Source organism: Bradyrhizobium macuxiense, from assembly GCF_001542415.1.
In the GTDB taxonomy this organism is placed as follows: domain Bacteria; phylum Pseudomonadota; class Alphaproteobacteria; order Rhizobiales; family Xanthobacteraceae; genus Bradyrhizobium; species Bradyrhizobium macuxiense.
Genome location: NZ_LNCU01000022.1, coordinates 124,013 through 140,468, shown reverse-complemented (window position 1 = coordinate 140,468; position 16,456 = coordinate 124,013). Strand labels below are relative to the sequence as shown.

At 63.5% G+C, this 16,456-nt stretch carries 16 protein-coding genes; 10 read left to right on the top strand and 6 right to left on the bottom strand.

Going from position 1 to position 16,456, the window contains the following annotated elements:
- Positions 1-42 precede the first annotated feature (42 nt).
- The gene (locus tag AS156_RS05405) at positions 43-1,011 is read left to right on the top strand and encodes an IS481 family transposase (RefSeq protein WP_066500989.1); all 969 of its coding nucleotides are present in this window, start codon (positions 43-45) and stop codon (positions 1,009-1,011) included.
- A 457-nt stretch (positions 1,012-1,468) separates the two neighbouring features.
- Here AS156_RS05405 and AS156_RS05400 read toward each other — a convergent pair whose 3' ends face one another.
- A complete protein-coding gene (locus tag AS156_RS05400; RefSeq protein ID WP_066500986.1) occupies positions 1,469-2,428 on the bottom strand; it encodes a LysR substrate-binding domain-containing protein in 960 nt (319 codons plus the stop codon).
- 118 nt (positions 2,429-2,546) lie between these two features.
- Between AS156_RS05400 and katG the strand changes: the two genes are divergently transcribed.
- On the top strand, positions 2,547-4,721 hold the full coding sequence (gene katG, locus AS156_RS05395) for a catalase/peroxidase HPI (RefSeq protein ID WP_066500984.1): 2,175 nt from the start codon (positions 2,547-2,549) through the stop codon (positions 4,719-4,721).
- Between the two features lie 108 nt (positions 4,722-4,829).
- Here the strand turns inward: katG and AS156_RS05390 are convergent, their stop codons facing one another.
- From AS156_RS05390 to AS156_RS05380, 3 genes are all read right to left on the bottom strand, one after another.
- Positions 4,830-5,030: a hypothetical protein gene (locus AS156_RS05390; protein ID WP_066500983.1), complete on the bottom strand. Its 201-nt coding sequence runs from the start codon at positions 5,028-5,030 to the stop codon at positions 4,830-4,832.
- 119 nt (positions 5,031-5,149) lie between these two features.
- Complete coding sequence (locus AS156_RS05385) at positions 5,150-6,169, bottom strand: aldo/keto reductase (RefSeq protein ID WP_066500982.1); 1,020 nt, start codon at positions 6,167-6,169, stop codon at positions 5,150-5,152.
- Between the two features lie 129 nt (positions 6,170-6,298).
- Positions 6,299-6,724: a PaaI family thioesterase gene (locus AS156_RS05380; protein ID WP_066500979.1), complete on the bottom strand. Its 426-nt coding sequence runs from the start codon at positions 6,722-6,724 to the stop codon at positions 6,299-6,301.
- 90 nt (positions 6,725-6,814) lie between these two features.
- On the opposite strand from AS156_RS05380, the gene AS156_RS05375 reads away from it, so the two are divergent.
- Genes AS156_RS05375 through AS156_RS05370 form a run of 3 tightly spaced genes read left to right on the top strand, consistent with a single transcriptional unit; the run spans position 6,815 to position 8,822 of the window.
- Positions 6,815-7,444 carry an NUDIX hydrolase gene (locus AS156_RS05375; protein ID WP_066500977.1) on the top strand — a complete coding sequence of 210 codons (630 nt, stop codon included), beginning with the start codon at positions 6,815-6,817 and terminating at the stop codon, positions 7,442-7,444.
- Between the two features lie 7 nt (positions 7,445-7,451).
- Entirely contained in the window at positions 7,452-7,592 is a 141-nt protein-coding gene (locus AS156_RS42715; RefSeq protein ID WP_160331059.1) for a hypothetical protein, read from the top strand.
- A gap of 30 nt (positions 7,593-7,622) precedes the next feature.
- Positions 7,623-8,822, top strand: a complete 1,200-nt coding sequence (locus AS156_RS05370) for a hypothetical protein (protein WP_066500975.1) — start codon at positions 7,623-7,625, stop codon at positions 8,820-8,822.
- Positions 8,823-8,868: 46 nt separating this feature from the next.
- Here the strand turns inward: AS156_RS05370 and AS156_RS05365 are convergent, their stop codons facing one another.
- The gene (locus AS156_RS05365; RefSeq protein ID WP_066500972.1) at positions 8,869-9,168 is read right to left on the bottom strand and encodes a hypothetical protein; all 300 of its coding nucleotides are present in this window, start codon (positions 9,166-9,168) and stop codon (positions 8,869-8,871) included.
- A 202-nt stretch (positions 9,169-9,370) separates the two neighbouring features.
- Here AS156_RS05365 and AS156_RS05360 point away from each other — a divergent pair, with 202 nt between their 5' ends.
- Positions 9,371-9,850, top strand: a complete 480-nt coding sequence (locus tag AS156_RS05360; RefSeq protein ID WP_066500969.1) for a hypothetical protein — start codon at positions 9,371-9,373, stop codon at positions 9,848-9,850.
- Between the two features lie 19 nt (positions 9,851-9,869).
- Entirely contained in the window at positions 9,870-10,772 is a 903-nt protein-coding gene (locus AS156_RS05355) for an HpcH/HpaI aldolase/citrate lyase family protein (RefSeq protein WP_066500966.1), read from the top strand.
- Positions 10,773-10,784: 12 nt separating this feature from the next.
- Here AS156_RS05355 and AS156_RS05350 read toward each other — a convergent pair whose 3' ends face one another.
- Entirely contained in the window at positions 10,785-12,002 is a 1,218-nt protein-coding gene (locus AS156_RS05350; protein ID WP_066501034.1) for an EAL domain-containing response regulator, read from the bottom strand.
- Positions 12,003-12,783: 781 nt separating this feature from the next.
- Between AS156_RS05350 and AS156_RS05345 the strand changes: the two genes are divergently transcribed.
- The 3 genes from AS156_RS05345 (at position 12,784) to AS156_RS05335 (ending at position 16,403) form a co-directional block, all read left to right on the top strand.
- Complete coding sequence (locus tag AS156_RS05345) at positions 12,784-13,731, top strand: TAXI family TRAP transporter solute-binding subunit (protein ID WP_066500962.1); 948 nt, start codon at positions 12,784-12,786, stop codon at positions 13,729-13,731.
- Between the two features lie 186 nt (positions 13,732-13,917).
- Positions 13,918-16,029: a TRAP transporter permease gene (locus tag AS156_RS05340; protein WP_066500951.1), complete on the top strand. Its 2,112-nt coding sequence runs from the start codon at positions 13,918-13,920 to the stop codon at positions 16,027-16,029.
- Entirely contained in the window at positions 15,990-16,403 is a 414-nt protein-coding gene (locus tag AS156_RS05335) for a DUF1850 domain-containing protein (protein WP_066500949.1), read from the top strand. Before AS156_RS05340 ends, AS156_RS05335 begins: the two co-directional genes overlap by 40 nt.
- Positions 16,404-16,456 lie beyond the last annotated feature (53 nt).

Sequence of the window (16,456 nt, the reverse complement as noted above, 5' to 3'; positions counted from 1 at the left end):
AAGCTGAGGTTGCGAAACTTCAGTGTTCCCCGGAGAGACCAGATGAACATCCACAAGAATGCGCCTTTGACGCCGAAAGGTCGAGAGGCGATGGTGCGGAGCGTGATCGAGGGCGGCCTGACGAAGGCCACAGCCGCGCTCCAATTCAATGTGACGGCAAAGACGGTCGCCAAATGGGTCAAGCGCTTCCGCGCATTAGGCGTCGATGGTTTGCGGGATCGTTCCTCGCGGCCTCATTCATTGCCAAGCCAAACCCCGGCAGCCACATGCGCCGCTGTCGAGACGTTCCGCCGGCAGCGCCACACCGGCAAACAGATCGCGCTCGAAGTTGGGGTCTCCGCAGCAACCGTCAGCCGTATCCTGCGCCGACTCGGTTTGAACAGGCTGGCTGCCCTGGAGCCGGCCGAGCCGATCCGGCGCTATGAGCGCCAGCATCCTGGTGAACTGATCCACATAGACATCAAAAAGCTCGGCAAGTTCAATCGGATCGGCCATCGGATCACCGGCGATCGACATGGGTCGAGCAATCTGCGTTCTCGCCGTCAAGGGCCAGGCTGGGAATACGTACATGTCTGCATCGACGATGCGTCACGGATCGCTTTCAGCCAGGTCATGAAGAACGAGCGAAAGGGTTGCGCCATCGCTTTCCTCAAGGCGGCCGTGGCCTACTACGTGAGCCTCGGCGTGAAGGTACAGCGCGTCATGACCGACAACGGCGCGTGCTACAAATCCTTCGCCTTCCTAAGGGCGTGTAAGCGCCTCGGCCTCAAGCACATCCGCACCAGGCCCTATACACCCAAAACCAATGGCAAGGCCGAACGCTTCATTCAAACCAGCCTACGAGAATGGGCCTATGCGCAGGCCTACAACACCTCAGCAGAAAGAGCAGCCGAGTTGCCACGATGGCTTCATTGCTACAACTGGCATCGTCCTCATGGCAGTATCGGCTCAAAGCCACCGATCAGCAGACTCGGATTGACCGGGAACAACCTCTTGAGGCTCCACACCTAGTGGCAGGTGTCTTATCGGCGAGAGGCATGAACTCTTGCTGATGACGGTGACAAGAAAGCCCAGTCTCACCGGGGAGAGTACGTATAAGCCGTAAACCACCGCGCAGGGAAAGCCGGGATGTTTCCGGTTACACCTGTGGTCCTACCTCCCGCGTTTTTTTTATTACGCGGGACCCATGGGTGCGATCGGCACCCGGCTTTCCCTGCGCCCTCTGCGAAGAGCGGCGAAAACGAAATGCAAAACTCGGACAAATCATGTCGCGAGAATGCGGACGTATGACTCAATAGCGATTCAACACATTCGCTGTCGTCCCTGCGAAAGCAGGGACCCATAACCACGAATGTCTAGTGTTGTGCGAAGCTGGAACGACGAATCCCATCACGACAACCGCCACGGAGTATGGGTCCCTGCTTTCGCAGGGACGACGGTTGTGGGTGTGGAGCAAATACTCAACCTCTCAAGCAACCTTCCGCCGTCCCGCGCGCTTCGTCGCCTCCTTCGCACCGCCATTCCCCTTCGGCGCATGCAGCGCGTCGGCGGCGAGCGAGACCACTTCGGAGATTTGCTGGAGTTGCGCAGCCAGCGGGCTGGTCTTGCGCCAGACCATGCCGATGGTGCGGGAGGGCTGCGGATTCCGGAAGCGCGAGATCACGACCGGCGCCGAGCGTGTCTCCACGGCCACGGCCATTTCCGGAATCAGCGTGACCCCGATGCCGGCGCCGACCATCTGGACCAGCGTCGACAGCGAGCTCGCATCCAGCACCTCGCGCGGCGGCGAGGATTGCATGTTGCAGAACGACAACGCCTGGTCACGGAAGCAGTGTCCCTCCTCGAGCAGCAGCAGGCGCATTCCGCGCAGGCGTTCGCTGCTCGGCACCGGTGTTCCGGCGTCGGCGTCCGGCCGGACCAGCAGGAAATTCTCCGAGAACAGTGCGACCTCCGTCAGCGACGGTTCCGACACCGGCAGCGCCACGATCGCCGTATCGAGCCGTCCTTCGGACACCTCCTTGATCAGTTTCGGCGTCAGGGTCTCGCGGACGTGGATATCGAGCTCGGGATGCAGCCGCGCGAGGTTCTCGATCACCTTGGGCAGCAAATATGGCGCGATCGTCGGGATCATGCCGACGCGCAGGCGGCCGGCGAGCTTGTCGCGCGAGGCGCGGGCGAAGTCGCCGAGCTCGTCGACCGAGCGCAGGATATCGCGGACGCGATGCAGCAGTTCCTCGCCGAACCTCGTCAGCGTCACCTGCCGCGCGCCGCGCTCGAGCAGCACGCCGCCGAGCGCCTGTTCCATCTCCCGGATCTGCATCGACAGCGCGGGCTGCGAGACCGCGCAGGCGTCCGCGGCGCGTCCGAAATGCCCATGACGGGCCAGCGCATCGAAATACCTGAGTTGCCGTAGTGTGACATTTATCATCAGATTATCTTATTGGCGCGATCATTAAAGTCAATTTCCCCTGATGGAGTCGGACGCGTAGAATTAGTCTCGGAAGAGTTCCAGCACATTCCAGAATCCACCACCTCGGAGAAGAAACATGGACGCAAAAACCGACGAAGGCGCGGGCAAATGCCCCTTTACGGGCAGTTCCCACGGACACACGAATCGTGACTGGTGGCCCAACACGCTCGACGTTCAAGTCCTGCATCACAATTCCAACCTGTCCGATCCGATGGGCAAGGAATTCGACTACGCGAAGGAGTTCAAGAGCCTTGATCTCAACGCGGTCATCAAGGACCTCGCGGCCCTGATGACGGAGTCGCAGGAGTGGTGGCCCGCCGATTACGGTCACTACGGCGGTCTCATGATCCGCATGGCCTGGCACAGTGCGGGCACCTACCGCATCACCGACGGCCGCGGCGGCGCAGGCGCCGGCCAGCAGCGGTTCGCGCCGTTGAACAGCTGGCCTGACAACGCGAACCTCGACAAGGCACGCCGGCTGCTCTGGCCGATCAAGCAGAAGTACGGCCGCAAGATCTCCTGGGCAGACCTTCTAGTCCTCGCCGGCAACGTCGCGCTGGAGTCGATGGGCTTCAAGACGTTCGGCTACGCCGGTGGCCGCGCCGACGTGTGGGAGCCGGAGGAGCTGTACTGGGGTCCGGAAGGCACCTGGCTCGGCGACGAGCGCTACAGCGGCGAGCGTCAGCTCTCCGAGCCGCTCGGCGCCGTGCAGATGGGCCTGATCTACGTCAACCCGGAAGGTCCGAACGGCAAGCCGGATCCGGTCGCTGCCGCCAAGGACATCCGCGAGACGTTCTTCCGCATGGCGATGAACGACGAGGAAACCGTCGCGCTGATCGCCGGCGGCCACACCTTCGGCAAGACCCACGGCGCGGGCGATGCGTCGCTGATCGGTCCGGAGCCGGAAGGCGCGGCGCTCGAAGACCAGGGCCTGGGCTGGAAGAGCAAGCATGGCACCGGCGTCGGCGCCGATGCGATCACCGGCGGTCCGGAAGTCGTCTGGACGCAGACCCCGACGAAGTGGAGCAACTACTTCTTCGAAAACCTGTTCAAGTATGAATGGGAATTGACCAAGAGCCCGGCCGGTGCACAGCAGTGGGTGGCGAAGGGCGCGGACGCGATTATTCCCGATCCGTTCGACCCGTCGAAGAAGCGCAAGCCGACGATGCTGACCACCGACCTGTCGCTGCGTATGGACCCGGCTTACGAGAAGATCTCGCGCCGGTTCTACGAGCATCCGGACCAGTTCGCGGACGCCTTCGCCCGCGCCTGGTTCAAGCTCACGCACCGCGACATGGGCCCGATCCAGCGCTACCTCGGCCCGCTGGTGCCGAAGGAGACGCTGATCTGGCAGGATCCGGTCCCGGCGCTGGATCATGCCGTGATCGACGACAAGGATGCCGAAGCGCTCAAGGCGAAGATCCTCGCCTCGGGTCTGTCGGTGTCCGAACTGGTGTCGACGGCGTGGGCGTCCGCGTCCACCTTCCGCGGCTCCGACAAGCGCGGCGGTGCCAACGGCGCGCGCATCCGTCTCGCTCCGCAGAAGGACTGGGATGTCAACGAGCCGGCGCAGCTCAAGGGTGTGCTGGGCAAGCTCGAAGCCATCCAGAAGGAGTTCAACGCCGGCGGCAAGAAGGTCTCGCTCGCCGATCTGATCGTGCTCGGCGGTGCCGCGGCGATCGAGAAGGCGGCGAAGGATGGCGGCACCAACGTGAAGGTTCCGTTCACGCCCGGCCGCACCGATGCGTCGCAGGAGCAGACCGATGCTGCGTCCTTCGCGCCGCTCGAGCCGCGCGCCGATGGCTTCCGCAACTATATCGGCGGCAAGCCGCAGTTCATGACGCCTGAAGAGGCGCTGGTGGACCGTGCGCAACTCCTGAAGCTGACCGGACCGGAGCTGACGGTTCTCGTCGGTGGCCTGCGCGTGCTCGGTGCCAACGCCAAGAAGTCCAAGCATGGCGTGTTCACCGGCAAGCCGGGGACGCTGACCAACGACTTCTTCCTCAACCTGCTCGACATGGGGACGAAGTGGAGCGATGCCGGCGAAGGCGTCTACGAGGGCCGCGACCGCAAGAGCAATGCGCTCAAGTGGACTGGCACCCGCGTCGACCTGATCTTCGGCTCGCACTCGCAGCTGCGTGCCTTCGCCGAGGTCTACGGTTGTGCGGACGCCAAGGAGAAGTTCGTCAAGGACTTCGTCGCCGCCTGGACCAAGGTGATGAACGCCGACCGCTTCGACCTCGTCAAGTAAGCGGCGGGCAAGGATAATCAGAACAGGGCGGCGCTTCGGCGCCGCCCTGTTTCATTTTCGAGGGTGCAATTTGAAGACGAAAGGCTTTCCGAGGTCTGCCCATCCCGTTCAATCATGCAGCATCATGTCCCGAACGACCGCCTCTGCATCGAGGTCCGGAGGCGGCACGGGCAAGGATTGCGACGTCATGCTCGCGGCGTAGCGAGGCCCGCAGGTCACGGGTGCTGCGGATGACCGGTAGATCGCCGTCAGGCAGGTCCAGCAGACCAGCAGCGCCACGATCCACTCCAGCGTGGTGGACGAGATCATGGAAGCACCTGCATCAGCGTTGTCATGCGCCGATCGTGCCGCCAACGCCGCGCTTGCGCAATTCGGAAGCTTCGAAGCTTGGCTTCGGCAATTCCGAGATGCCGATGACCGGAGGCCGGTTACAGCGGCCGCTCGGTTCGCGCTCGTCGTCCTTCGATCGGATAGGCGGGATCGTTGAATCCCGGCGTCGAGGGATGGCCGGCGACGACAAGGCGATCGATCAGCGCTTCGTCCTCGGCGGTGAAGCGGTAGTCGAGCGCGCGGATGTAGTCGTCCCATTGCCCTTCGGTGCGCGGACCCGCGATCACCGCGCTGACGAACGACGAGTTCAGCACCCACGACACCGCGAACTGCCCGGCGGTGATGCCGCGCGCCTCGGCGTGATGCTTGATCTCCTGCGCGAGCTGCAGGGATTCCGGCCGCCACTCGGTCTGCATCATGCGCTTGTCGTTGCGGCCGGCGCGGGTGTCCGCCGCCGGTGCAGCGTCGGGCGCGTATTTGCCGGTCAGCACGCCGCGCGCCAGCGGGCTGTAGGGCACGATGCCGAGGCCGTAATAAGCACAGGCAGGGAAGTGCTCGACCTCGGGCATCCGGTTCATCGCGTTGTAATAGGGCTGGCTCGCGATCGGACGATCGATGCCGAGGCGATCGCAGATATTGCAGATCTCGGCGACGCGCCAGGCGCGGTAGTTGGAGACGCCGAAATAGCGCACCTTGCCGGCGCGGATCAAGTCGCCCATCGCGCGCACCGTCTCCTCGAGCGGCGTCGCGTGGTCTTCCTTGTGCAGATAGTAGATGTCGATGTGATCGGTGCCGAGCCGCTTCAGGCTCTCGTCGGCGGCTTGCAGCACCCAGCGTCGCGACAGCCCGCCGTGATTGGGATCGTCGCCGATCGGGTTGGCCAGCTTGGTCGCGAGGACCCAATTGGAGCGGCTGTTGGAGATCGCGCGGCCGACGACCTCCTCGGACTTGCCGCCGTTATAGGCGTCGGCGCTATCGATGAAGTTGATGCCGGCCTCGCGCGCCTTCGCCACGATCCGCGACGAGGTCGCCTCGTCGGTCGGTCCGCCGAACATCATGGTGCCCAGGCAGATCGGCGAAACCTTCAGGCCGCTGCGGCCAAGCTGACGGTATTGCATCGCGGAGGCTCCCTCATTTCGGGTGTCATTCCGGGGCGATGCGTTAGCATCGAACCCGGAATCTCGAGATTCTCGATGCGCAATTGCGCATCTGGGGTCTGGTCCTTCGGACCATCCCAGAATGACGCTTCAACTCTCGCTCTTCAATATCTTGAACACACCATTGACCATCGCGATGCAGCGCTTGTCGACGGTCACCTCGGCGGTGATGAAGATCAGGCTGCGGGTCGAGCGTACCACGCGCGGCCGGGTGATCAGGATCTCGCCGATCTTGCCGGCCTCCACGAAATGGGTGTCGAGCTGCACCGTCGCAAGCGTCGGCTTGCCGGAGACGTGTCGCGCGGTCATGCCGCAGCAGCGGTCGGCGAAGGTCATGATCACGCCGCCCTGTACGAGGCCGCGGCGATTGTGATGCTTGTCCTCGGTGATCAGTGCGAATTCCGGGAGGTCATCGTCCATCCGCTGCCACAGCGGGCCGACCAAGTGCAGGAAACCGGTGGTGTCGACGATCTTCCAGCCGTCGGATTTGAGTTTGTCCGCGGCCTTGGCCGTCATGTGATGGATCCGTTGGTTACTAGGATTGATCGGAGGGGGTATGTGCTAGCCGTCATTTCATCAAACGCTGTTGTGTTGTAGTCAAGATCAATGGCCCGCACATTTGACGATGCCACCCGGCGGAATATCGCAGAGCTCTGTGCCGCGTTCACGCGCCGGACGCCGGCGGAAGCGACACCGACGCTGAAGCGCGCGGCGGTCGCGCTCGCGCTGACCGAAAGCGATGACGGCCACGACACCGCCTTCCTGCTGACCCGCCGCAGCGCGAGCCTTCGTGCACATAGCGCGCAATGGGCGCTGCCGGGCGGGCGTTGCGATTCCGGCGAGACGCAGGCCCAGGCCGCGCTGCGCGAGCTGCATGAGGAGGTCGGACTTTCGCTCGGCGAGAGCGACGTGCTCGGCGTACTCGACGATTATCCGACACGCTCGGGCTATCTGATCACGCCGGTCGTGGTCTGGGCGGGAAGCAAGGCTGCGATCGTGCCGAACCCGGACGAGGTCGCCTCGGTGCATCGCATCGGGCTCGACGCCGTCGAGGCTGCTGACGCGTTCACCTTCGTCTCGATCCCCGAGAGTGCGCGGCGTGTGATACGGTTCCGCCTCGGCGGCCGGCTCATCCATGCGCCGACGGCGGCACTGATCTATCAATTCCGCGAAGTGCTGGCAGGGCGCGACACCCGCGTCGCCGATCTCGAGCAGCCGGTGTTTGCGTGGAAGTAGGCGGATCATGAACGCGCCCGCGTTAACGGCTGTTCATCTTTCGGGCGAGGCACGCCACAAGGGGCTGCGTCGCGTCGGTAAAGATGTTGTTTTCGCGGCGCAACTCCGCGGCATCGCGGCGCGCGCGGACCGGGGAATTCCGGGCTGACTTCGCGCCTGCGCTTGCTACAAGAGGTTCATGCGCCCGCAATTGATTCGCCCGGGGTTTGGATTTGTCGCGCTCGCGCTGACTGCGGGTGCGCCCTCCGTATTGGCCCGCGAGGCCAGCGTTTTGCCGCCGACCGTTGCGAACGCGATGGCGCAGGCCGTGTCGCCCCAGGCAATCGCCGACTATCGCCGCAAGCTGCAGGAATATCAGGAGGCTCGCGCCGCATTCGAGCAGGACGCGGGCGCTTATTGGGACGCGATCGCCGACAAGCGGCGCACCCGCAACGCCAAGCGCCGCGACCGCGTGCAGATTACACTTGACGACTATGTACTTGAGCAGCCTCCGGTCTATCGGGGACCGAAGCGGCCGGTGAATCCGGTGCCAGAGGAGGAAGAGGGGAAGCCGCGGCCGCCGCGCAAGGAGATTCCAGTGGTCGCGGATTTCGTCCGGGCCGCAGCCGAGCAATACCAGTTCACACCGCAGCGTCCTGCCAATGAGGTGGAATTCAAACGCGCCTATGCCCGTTATGCGCGCGCGGCGGGCCTGACGCCGGAGCAGGCGGTGCGGGTCTATTCGTTCGAGACCGGCGGCACCGGCAGCTACGACGTGCAGTCAGGCATCGAGCACGGCGGCAAGCGCGCGATTTCGACCGCCGTCGGCTACAACCAGCTGCTCACCACCAACACCGTGGAATTGATGGCCGAGCAGGGCCACGAATTCGTGCGCGAGTTGACGCAGCGGGTTGCCGCCACGTCAGGTCCGGCGCGCAAGGCCATGGAGCACAAGCTCGCTGTGCTGAAGAAGATGGTCGCGTTCACGCGTACGGTGCCGGACGACTGGTCGGCGCATGCGCGGCTCGCCGACACGCCGCAGGGATGGGCATGTCACGCCATGGTGCTCGACGTCGACGTCGGCCCGATGCTGCAGACCCACAAGCTGCTGACCTCGGTCATCTTCGCGCGTGCCAAGGGCTACAACCGACCGCTCACCGCCGCCGAGCTCGAGATGATGAACCTGACCGGCGACGGCACCGGCTACGACATGGTGACGATGCCGCAGGCGATGCGCGACCAGGTGCCGACCTCGAATTTCTTCCAGCGCGGCGGCTACGAGCGCAATCCCGTCGCAGTCCGCCACAACACGGTGGCGAAGCTGCTCGCGGTGACCAACGAGCGGATGGATTACAACAGTAACAAGCCCGGCGCCAAGGAACTGGCCTCGGTGTTCTGATCGTTATCCTGCGCTTGTGACGGGGCAGCGCTCCGGCGTTCGGACCCTATTCCGAGCCGAACATGAACTTGCCGTCGCCCTCGAGATAAGGGCCGGAGCGCATGTAGAGCTGGCCGTTGTGGCCGATGAAGAACAGCGTGCCCTTCGGGACTTTCTTCGCTCCCTTCAACAGGGTGCCGGCATTGTTGGTGCCCATCTTGTACGACACGGTCTTGCCGTCCTTGCCGTAGGCGTAGCCCATGTCGGTCTTCAGCTCCCACGGCGTCGCCTCCTGAGCGAATGCGGATGTGGTCAGCGCGGCAACGGCTACTGCAGTCAAAAAGGTCTTGGTTGAAAAATTCGTCATGATCCACCTCCAGCCGAGAAATGGCGTCGTCCCAGTATTTTGAACAAATCACGAACGTCGTCGATCCGTCAATACGCCAATGGGCGCAGTCGACTCACGCATTTCCGCGACTTTGTGATTTCCCGCAGGATGCTTCGCGACTATCTTCGCGTTTCCGTCTACAAGCACTTCATTGCCAGAACACACCCTTGGGATGATTCGTATGCACCACGTCGTGAAGATCGGTTTCGGTGTCGCCCTGTCGTTCATGACGCTGGCTTCGTTCGCGCGGGCGGACGAGTTCAAGCTTTCCAACAACCAGCGGATTTCCTGCAGCCGCGGCCTCTCCGCCGGCAAGCTCAACACCGCGACCTGCAGGTCGTATGCCTATCTGTTCAACGCCAAGACCTCGGAATACTTCCGCTGCCAGGTGTCCCTGGCGCTGACGCGGGATAACAAGGAGGTCATCAACGTTCAGGCGGATGGCGGCTGCACCAAGAAGCCGCGCATCTTCGATACCGACGGCAACTATTCGTTCGACGCCACCGAGACCGAGCCGCCGAACACCAACTCGTTCTTCGGTCCCGGCGGCTATGCGATCTGGGCGAGCGACAACAACACCCAGAAGATCCGCGGCTGCATCACCATCTCGTCCGGGCTCGGCTCCGACATCTCGAAATGCCTAGATATGACGTTCCAGTGACGGCGGCGCGGGCGTTGTGATGCGCACGCCGCGCCCGGCCCCGCTCTGCCGCTCCTGGCTGTTTCTCGAAGGTGCCAACGAGGACGTGCTGCAGCGCGCGCCCACAAGCGGCGCCGACGTGCTGATCCACGAGCTGGAAGACTTCACCCCGCCGGCGCTGCGTCCGAAGGCGCGGAAGCTGGCTGCGGATCTCTACGCGGCCTGGCGAGAGCAGGGCGCGGTTGTTGCGGTGCGCGTCAACCCGCTCGAGCAGGATGGCATGGATGACCTTGCGGCCGTCATGTGCGGGCGTCCTGATATCGTCGCGCTGCCGAAAGTCGCCGAACCTCATCATGTGGTGCAACTCGACGAGGCGGTGACGCGCTTCGAGCGCGACTACGGTATTGCGGAGGGCTCGACGGCGTTGCTACCGAACATCGAGTTCGCGCGCGGCCTGGTGCAAACAGGCGCGATCGCCGCGGCGAGCCGGCGCACGATCGGCTGCCTGATGGCCTCAGAGGACCTTGCGGCCGACCTCGGCGCCGAGCGCGGCACCGACGGCATCGAGCTTGCCTATGCGCGGCAACGGTTTCTGGTCGAATGCCGCGCCGCCAACGTCGTCGCGGTCGATTGTCCCTATACCTGGAGCGATGCCGCCGGCGTCGCGCGCGACGCGATCTGGGGGCGCCGGCTGGGCTATGGCGCAAAGAGCCTGGTCGATCCCGCGCACGCCGCCATCATCAACGGCGTCCTCACACCGAGTGAGGAGGAACTACGCCAGGCCAACAGGATCGTGGCGGCTTTCGAGGCGGCGCGGGCGCAGGGCCTCGGACGCGTTGAATTCGACGGCTCGCTGCTCGAGGTCCCGACGTATTCCAACGCCAAGCGGCTGATCGCCCGCGGCGAGGCGCTGCGCGCAATCGATCGCAGCGCGCAGGCCTGACGAGGTCCGCTGTCAGATCGCGACGTCCTTTTCCGGCGGAAGCTGAAGGCGCGATCTTGCAAACTTCCTGATGCCCATTGGTTTGCCGAACAGGTAACCCTGGACCAGATCGAAATCCATGTCGTGTGCGGCGAGAAAGTCCCCGCGCGTCTCGACCCCCTGCGCAACGACGCGTGCGCCGTTGTCGTGGGCCAGCTCGACGATTCGGCGGCACACCGTCTGCTTCAAGCGCTGATCCGCGCAGCCGGTGACGAACTGATGATCGACCTTCAGCTCGACGAAGGGGAAGGGCTCAAGTCCCATCAAGGACGGCCAATTGGCGCCGACATTGTCGATCGAGATGGCGATGTTGTGCAGGCGTACGCGTCTGGCGACATCGATCGCAAGATCGAGATTGTCGATCAACTCTGTGCTGTCGATCTCGATCAGGAGACCTGCGAATGCAGGGTGATCCGGCATCCGCTGGCAGAGCTCGCGTACCGCGTCGGCGTTGGCGAGAAACGAGATCGGCAGGTTGATCGAGAGATCAACCGGCCCTTTCTGCTCGAGCAGATATCGCCAGTCCTCGATCGCCCGGTCGATGACGAATTCGGACAGCGCCTGAAAGTGCGGGTCGCCCTCATCGGGAATGAAGTAGGCCGGCGGAACGACGCCCCATGCGGGATGGCGCATCCGGATCAGCGCCTCGGCCCCGCTCGGAACCAGCGTGCGCAGATGGATCTTCTGCTGATACCAGAGCTCGAGCCAGCCGGCCTTCAACGCTTCGGGCACGTCGACAGCGGGACTTGGCGCGGGCTCGACCGGCAACAGTGACGCAAGAGTGTCACGAAGGGTTGCCGCGCTGAACGGTGTCGGTAATGCCGGTAGCATCGCGATACCGTACTCGTCGCCAATTTGCCGGACCGCCTTTACGATGATCGAGTCGGGCAGACCGATGACCAGGACCTTGCCGCCATATTCCTTTCTGACCAAAGTCTCGAGAATTTTACTGACTTCGATCCCGTCCACGGACACTCCGAGCACCAGCAGATCGGGTCGTTCCGCATCCAATACAGCGTCAAGTTCGTCGGCCTGACCGCATTCACTGGTGATGAAGCCGAGATCGTCGAGTGCCTCCGCAAGGAATGTGCGAAGGTGTTTTTTGCTGTCCGCGATGCAGGCGCGCGGTGTCAGCTTGCGATGCCCGAACCAGCCGGCTCGCGCGTATCCGATTTGACTGATGTGATTCATGCCCGCCGTATCCGGAGTAGCCCCGACCGAGTCGTACATCGGAGCGGCGATGGCAATCATGGAAATTTCGGGATCATACATGCATTGCTTCGATAACCTTAAAGCCTCCAATTCGAATTAAATTGCGGACGAAATGGTACGTACTGTCGCAGGGCCGCCTGCAATAAATGCGTCATCTGGCGTTCATGGAGCGCGATTGCCGAGTTCACGACGGTCGCCGGAAATAGCGGCTTCGTGTGTCATCGAGAGACGACATTAACAACTGTGTTGATGCATCGTTGTTGGTGCGACATCTGCACCATTGTTGGACATGAAGTTGCATCACGTGAAGCGAATCAGTTGCGCGCGCCGATGGCGAGATCATCGATCTCCGATCGATCGAGGGAGTCGCGCGCGACGCGCTATCTGCTCAGTGGAGTCCATGCAGTTGAGTCGCGTGTCGTTGTTGCCGCTCGCGATGTTTCAGGCATCAGATTGTCCGAGTGCGCCCGCAAGCACGGCGAGCGCCCACGCGAAGATCGAATCCGCCGCGGATGCAAGCGCCTCTGTGGTGGCGACTGCTGCGAACCGGTCAAGCAGCGGCAGCAAGAGTCGAGCGCTCGCGCCAAGGGCGTTTCAGACGGCTGCAGGTAATACCTCGCGCGATGGGCGCCGGGTTCCGGCATCCGGTGTTGATAGCCACCTGCGACGCGCCTGCGACATCGCATGCGTCGTTTGGCTGGGTTGACCGGGCGGACGTGTCCGGCCAATTTCCGGCGGGCTCTAGGGGAGAATAATACGGATGAATTTGAAGTTGATGGCTGCTGCGATCATGGCAGCCAGCGTTTTTTCGGCGCCTGTCGCCCAGGCCGAGCAGTTCATTAACGTGCTGACCGGCGGGACTTCCGGCGTTTATTACCCACTCGGCGTCGCGATCGGCAAAATCTACGGCGAGAAGATTCCGAACGTGAAGACCCAGGTGCAGGCCACCAAGGCGTCGGTCGAGAATCTGGTGCTGCTGCAGCAAGGCCGTGGCGAACTCGCTTTCACGCTGGGTGATTCGCTGAAAGCCGCCTGGGAAGGCGACGCGGAAGCCGGCTTCAAGAGCAAGCTCGACAAGCTGCGCACCATCGGCGCGATCTATCCAAACTACATCCAGATCGTCGCGACCGGCGAAAGCGGCATCAAGACGCTCGCTGATCTCAAGGGCAAGAGCCTGTCGGTGGGCGCACCGAAATCCGGTACCGAGCTCAATTCGCGCGCGATCCTTGCGGCCGCCGGCATGAGCTACAAGGACCTCGGCAAGGTCGAGTATCTCGCGTTCGCAGAATCCGTCGACCTGATGAAGAACCGTCAGCTCAACGCGACGCTGCAGTCGGCCGGCCTCGGCGTCGCCTCGCTGAAGGATCTCTCGACGTCGACCGACATCAGTGTGGTGTCGGTGCCGAAGGAGACCGTCGACAAGATCGGTCCGCCCTTCGTCTCGGTGATCATCCCGGCCAACACCTATACCGGCCAGGACAAGGATGTGCCCACCGCGGCGGTGGTGAACTACCTCGTCACCTCCAGCGCGGTCTCCGACGATCTCGCCTATCAGATGACCAAGCTGATCTACGAATCGCTGCCGGAACTGGCGAACGCCCACGCCGCAGGCAAGGAGATCAAGCTGGAGACGGCGGCGAACGGCAGTCCGGTGCCATTGCACCCCGGCGCGATCCGCTACTACAAGGAAAAGGGCCTGATCAAGTAAGGGCGGACGTCTGCTCCTTGCCGTCATTGCGAGGAGCGACGCGACGAAGCAATCAATCTCCCCACTTGCGGCGCGATGGATTGCTTCGCTTTGCTCGCAATGACGGGGCGCGTTTTACCTGACGCGGCTTTCGGTGGGCGGACAGTGGATATTGACGTCGCGGGCACGGCGTGGGGGAATGATTCGATGCAGCAGCAGGCCGAGGGCGTTCAGCAACCCGTCAACGTTGAATTCGATAATTTCGAGCACGGCTTCCCGGAGGGTTTCGGTCCCCGCGGCTGGGGCTATCTCGCCTATGCCATCGGTCTCGCCTTCGCGGTGTTTCAGCTCTATGTCGCGGCGTTCAACTACCTGCCGAGCCAGGTGGTGCGCGGCGTGCATGTCGGCTTCCTGCTGCTGCTCACCTTCGGCCTGATCGGCAATTTCACCGCAAAGACCAATTTCGGCCGGGCGCTGAGCTGGATCGTCGGCGGCGCCGGCTTCCTCTGCGGGCTCTATCAGTGGATCTTCTATGCCGACCTGATCGCCCGCGACGGCGATCCGACCACCACAGATCTTGCGGTCGGCACGTTGCTCGCGGTGCTGATCTTCGAGGGCACGCGGCGGCTGATGGGTGCGGCGCTGCCGCTGATGTGCGGCGCCTGTCTGCTCTACTGGTTCTTCGGGCAATATCTGCCGTCACCGCTGAATCATCGCGGCTACGATTTTGACCAGATCGTCACGCATCTCTCCTTCGGCACCGAGGGCTTCTACGGCGTGCCGATCTACGTTTCGGCAACCTACATCTTCCTGTTCATCTTGTTCGGCTCGTTCCTCGAGCGTGCCGGCATGATCCAGCTCTTCACCGACGTCTCGCTCGGCCTGTTCGGCCGCACCCGCGGCGGACCGGCCAAGGTCGCGGTGTTCGCTTCGGGCATGATGGGCACGATCTCGGGATCAGGCGTCGCCAATGTCGTGACCGTAGGCCAGTTTACCATTCCCCTGATGATCAAGTTCGGCTACCGCCGCGCCTTCGCGGCCGGCGTCGAGGCCACCGCCTCGATGGGCGGGCAGATCATGCCGCCGGTGATGGGCGCGGTCGCCTTCATCATGGCGGAGACGCTCGGCGTTCCCTATTCCGAAATCGTCAAGGCCGCGGTGATCCCGGCGATCCTCTACTTCGCGTCCGCGTTCTGGATGGTGCATCTCGAGGCCGGCAAGCACGGCCTCGTCGGCATGAAGCGTTCGGAAACGCCGAGCGCCTGGAAGGCGCTGGTGGCGCGCTGGTACCTGGTGCTGCCGCTTGCCGCGCTGGTCTACATGTTGTTCGAGGGCTTCACGCCGCTCTATGCCGGCAGCATGGGGCTCGCGTTGACGGTCGCGCTGATCCTTGGCGCGAGTATCACGCTCGGCTTCTCCAATACCGTCGTGCGTTATATCTTCTGGATTGGTCTGGCGCTGGTGGTCGCGGCGGTTTCGCGCAACGGGCTCGAGATCGTTCCCGTTGCGAGCGTCGTCGCCGGTCTCGTCGTGATCGCTGCGATCACCCGCGGCGGCCGTGCCACACTCGCCGCCTGCCGCGATTCGCTCGCCGACAGCGCCAAGTCGGCGCTGACCGTCGGCATGGCTTGCGCCATCGTCGGGACCATCATCGGCATGATGACGCAGACCGGTGTCGGCACCATCTTCGGCAGCTGGATCATCGGTCTCGGCGCCAAGAGCCTGTTCCTGGCGCTGATCATGACCATGCTGCTGTCGATCCTGCTCGGCACCGGCATTCCGACCATCCCGACCTACATCATCACCGCAGCGCTCGCCGCGCCCGCGCTGGCGAAGCTCGGCGTGCCATTGATCGCGAGCCACATGTTCGCGTTCTACTACGGCATCATGGCCGACCTTTCGCCGCCGGTGGCGCTTGCGGCGTTGGCGGCGGCGCCGATCGCCAAGGAGAATCCCGACAAGATCGGCTGGGAGGCGATGCGGATCGCGCTCGCCGGCTATGTCATTCCCTTCATCTTTGTCTATTCGCCGGCGTTGATGCTGCAGACCAACGATCCGATGGTCGCCCAACTCGGCTTGTACGGCGCGGTGGCGCTCGCGACCTTCAAGGCGCTGGTTGCGATCGCGCTGTTCGGCGTGGTCGCGATCGGCTTCCTGTTCACGCGGCTGACGCTGATTGAACTGGTTGTGGCCTTTGCCGGGGCGCTCTGCCTGCTCGGCGATTTCCCCTTCTCGGATGCTGCGGGCTTCACGCTCGCCGCGGTGCTGGTGCTGTGGCAGTGGCGGCAGCGGTCGCGCAGCGTGGTGGCGGCGGCTTGAGCCTCTGCCTTGCATCCGCAGGTGTCGTGAAGGCGCTGTCGATCGCGGCCTTCACGCTGGCGTGGACGCATTCGATCGAGAAGACGGCCTGGCAGGAGGACTGGCGCGTCACCGACGCCGGCCTCGAACTCGTCCAGGCGCGTATCAAGGGCTTCGGCGCCGGCATGGAGCCGCCGCCGGAGGCGCGCCTCGTCGACGGCTGGTTCCAGTGGGCTCCGCCGCCCACGCCAAGGCCGGAGGTCGTGCTCGGCAACTCCGGCGCTGCCGGCGAATGGTACCTGTGCCATGAGGCACGCTGCCAGACGCTATCGGAGATTTTCGGCCATACGATCGGTGCTAGTGTCACCACGATGAGCGCTTGCAATAGTCCATAGCTCGGATGTAGCCAGCGGGTCGCGCGAATGCGCGCCCGATGACAGGCTCCGCG

What these genes read in the sequence shown, in the direction of transcription:
- AS156_RS05380 (WP_066500979.1), bottom strand. Translation starts at nt 6,724, where the DNA reads ATGACGGCCAAGGCCGCGGACAAACTCAAATCCGACGGCTGGAAGATC.
- AS156_RS05340 (WP_066500951.1), top strand. Translation starts at nt 13,918, where the DNA reads ATGCAGCAGCAGGCCGAGGGCGTTCAGCAACCCGTCAACGTTGAATTC.
- katG (WP_066500984.1), top strand. Translation starts at nt 2,547, where the DNA reads ATGGACGCAAAAACCGACGAAGGCGCGGGCAAATGCCCCTTTACGGGC.
- AS156_RS05370 (WP_066500975.1), top strand. Translation starts at nt 7,623, where the DNA reads ATGCGCCCGCAATTGATTCGCCCGGGGTTTGGATTTGTCGCGCTCGCG.
- AS156_RS05360 (WP_066500969.1), top strand. Translation starts at nt 9,371, where the DNA reads ATGCACCACGTCGTGAAGATCGGTTTCGGTGTCGCCCTGTCGTTCATG.
- AS156_RS05405 (WP_066500989.1), top strand. Translation starts at nt 43, where the DNA reads ATGAACATCCACAAGAATGCGCCTTTGACGCCGAAAGGTCGAGAGGCG.
- AS156_RS05345 (WP_066500962.1), top strand. Translation starts at nt 12,784, where the DNA reads ATGAATTTGAAGTTGATGGCTGCTGCGATCATGGCAGCCAGCGTTTTT.
- AS156_RS05375 (WP_066500977.1), top strand. Translation starts at nt 6,815, where the DNA reads ATGGCCCGCACATTTGACGATGCCACCCGGCGGAATATCGCAGAGCTC.
- AS156_RS05400 (WP_066500986.1), bottom strand. Translation starts at nt 2,428, where the DNA reads ATGATAAATGTCACACTACGGCAACTCAGGTATTTCGATGCGCTGGCC.
- AS156_RS42715 (WP_160331059.1), top strand. Translation starts at nt 7,452, where the DNA reads ATGAACGCGCCCGCGTTAACGGCTGTTCATCTTTCGGGCGAGGCACGC.
- AS156_RS05385 (WP_066500982.1), bottom strand. Translation starts at nt 6,169, where the DNA reads ATGCAATACCGTCAGCTTGGCCGCAGCGGCCTGAAGGTTTCGCCGATC.
- AS156_RS05390 (WP_066500983.1), bottom strand. Translation starts at nt 5,030, where the DNA reads ATGATCTCGTCCACCACGCTGGAGTGGATCGTGGCGCTGCTGGTCTGC.
- AS156_RS05355 (WP_066500966.1), top strand. Translation starts at nt 9,870, where the DNA reads ATGCGCACGCCGCGCCCGGCCCCGCTCTGCCGCTCCTGGCTGTTTCTC.
- AS156_RS05350 (WP_066501034.1), bottom strand. Translation starts at nt 12,002, where the DNA reads ATGAATCACATCAGTCAAATCGGATACGCGCGAGCCGGCTGGTTCGGG.
- AS156_RS05365 (WP_066500972.1), bottom strand. Translation starts at nt 9,168, where the DNA reads ATGACGAATTTTTCAACCAAGACCTTTTTGACTGCAGTAGCCGTTGCC.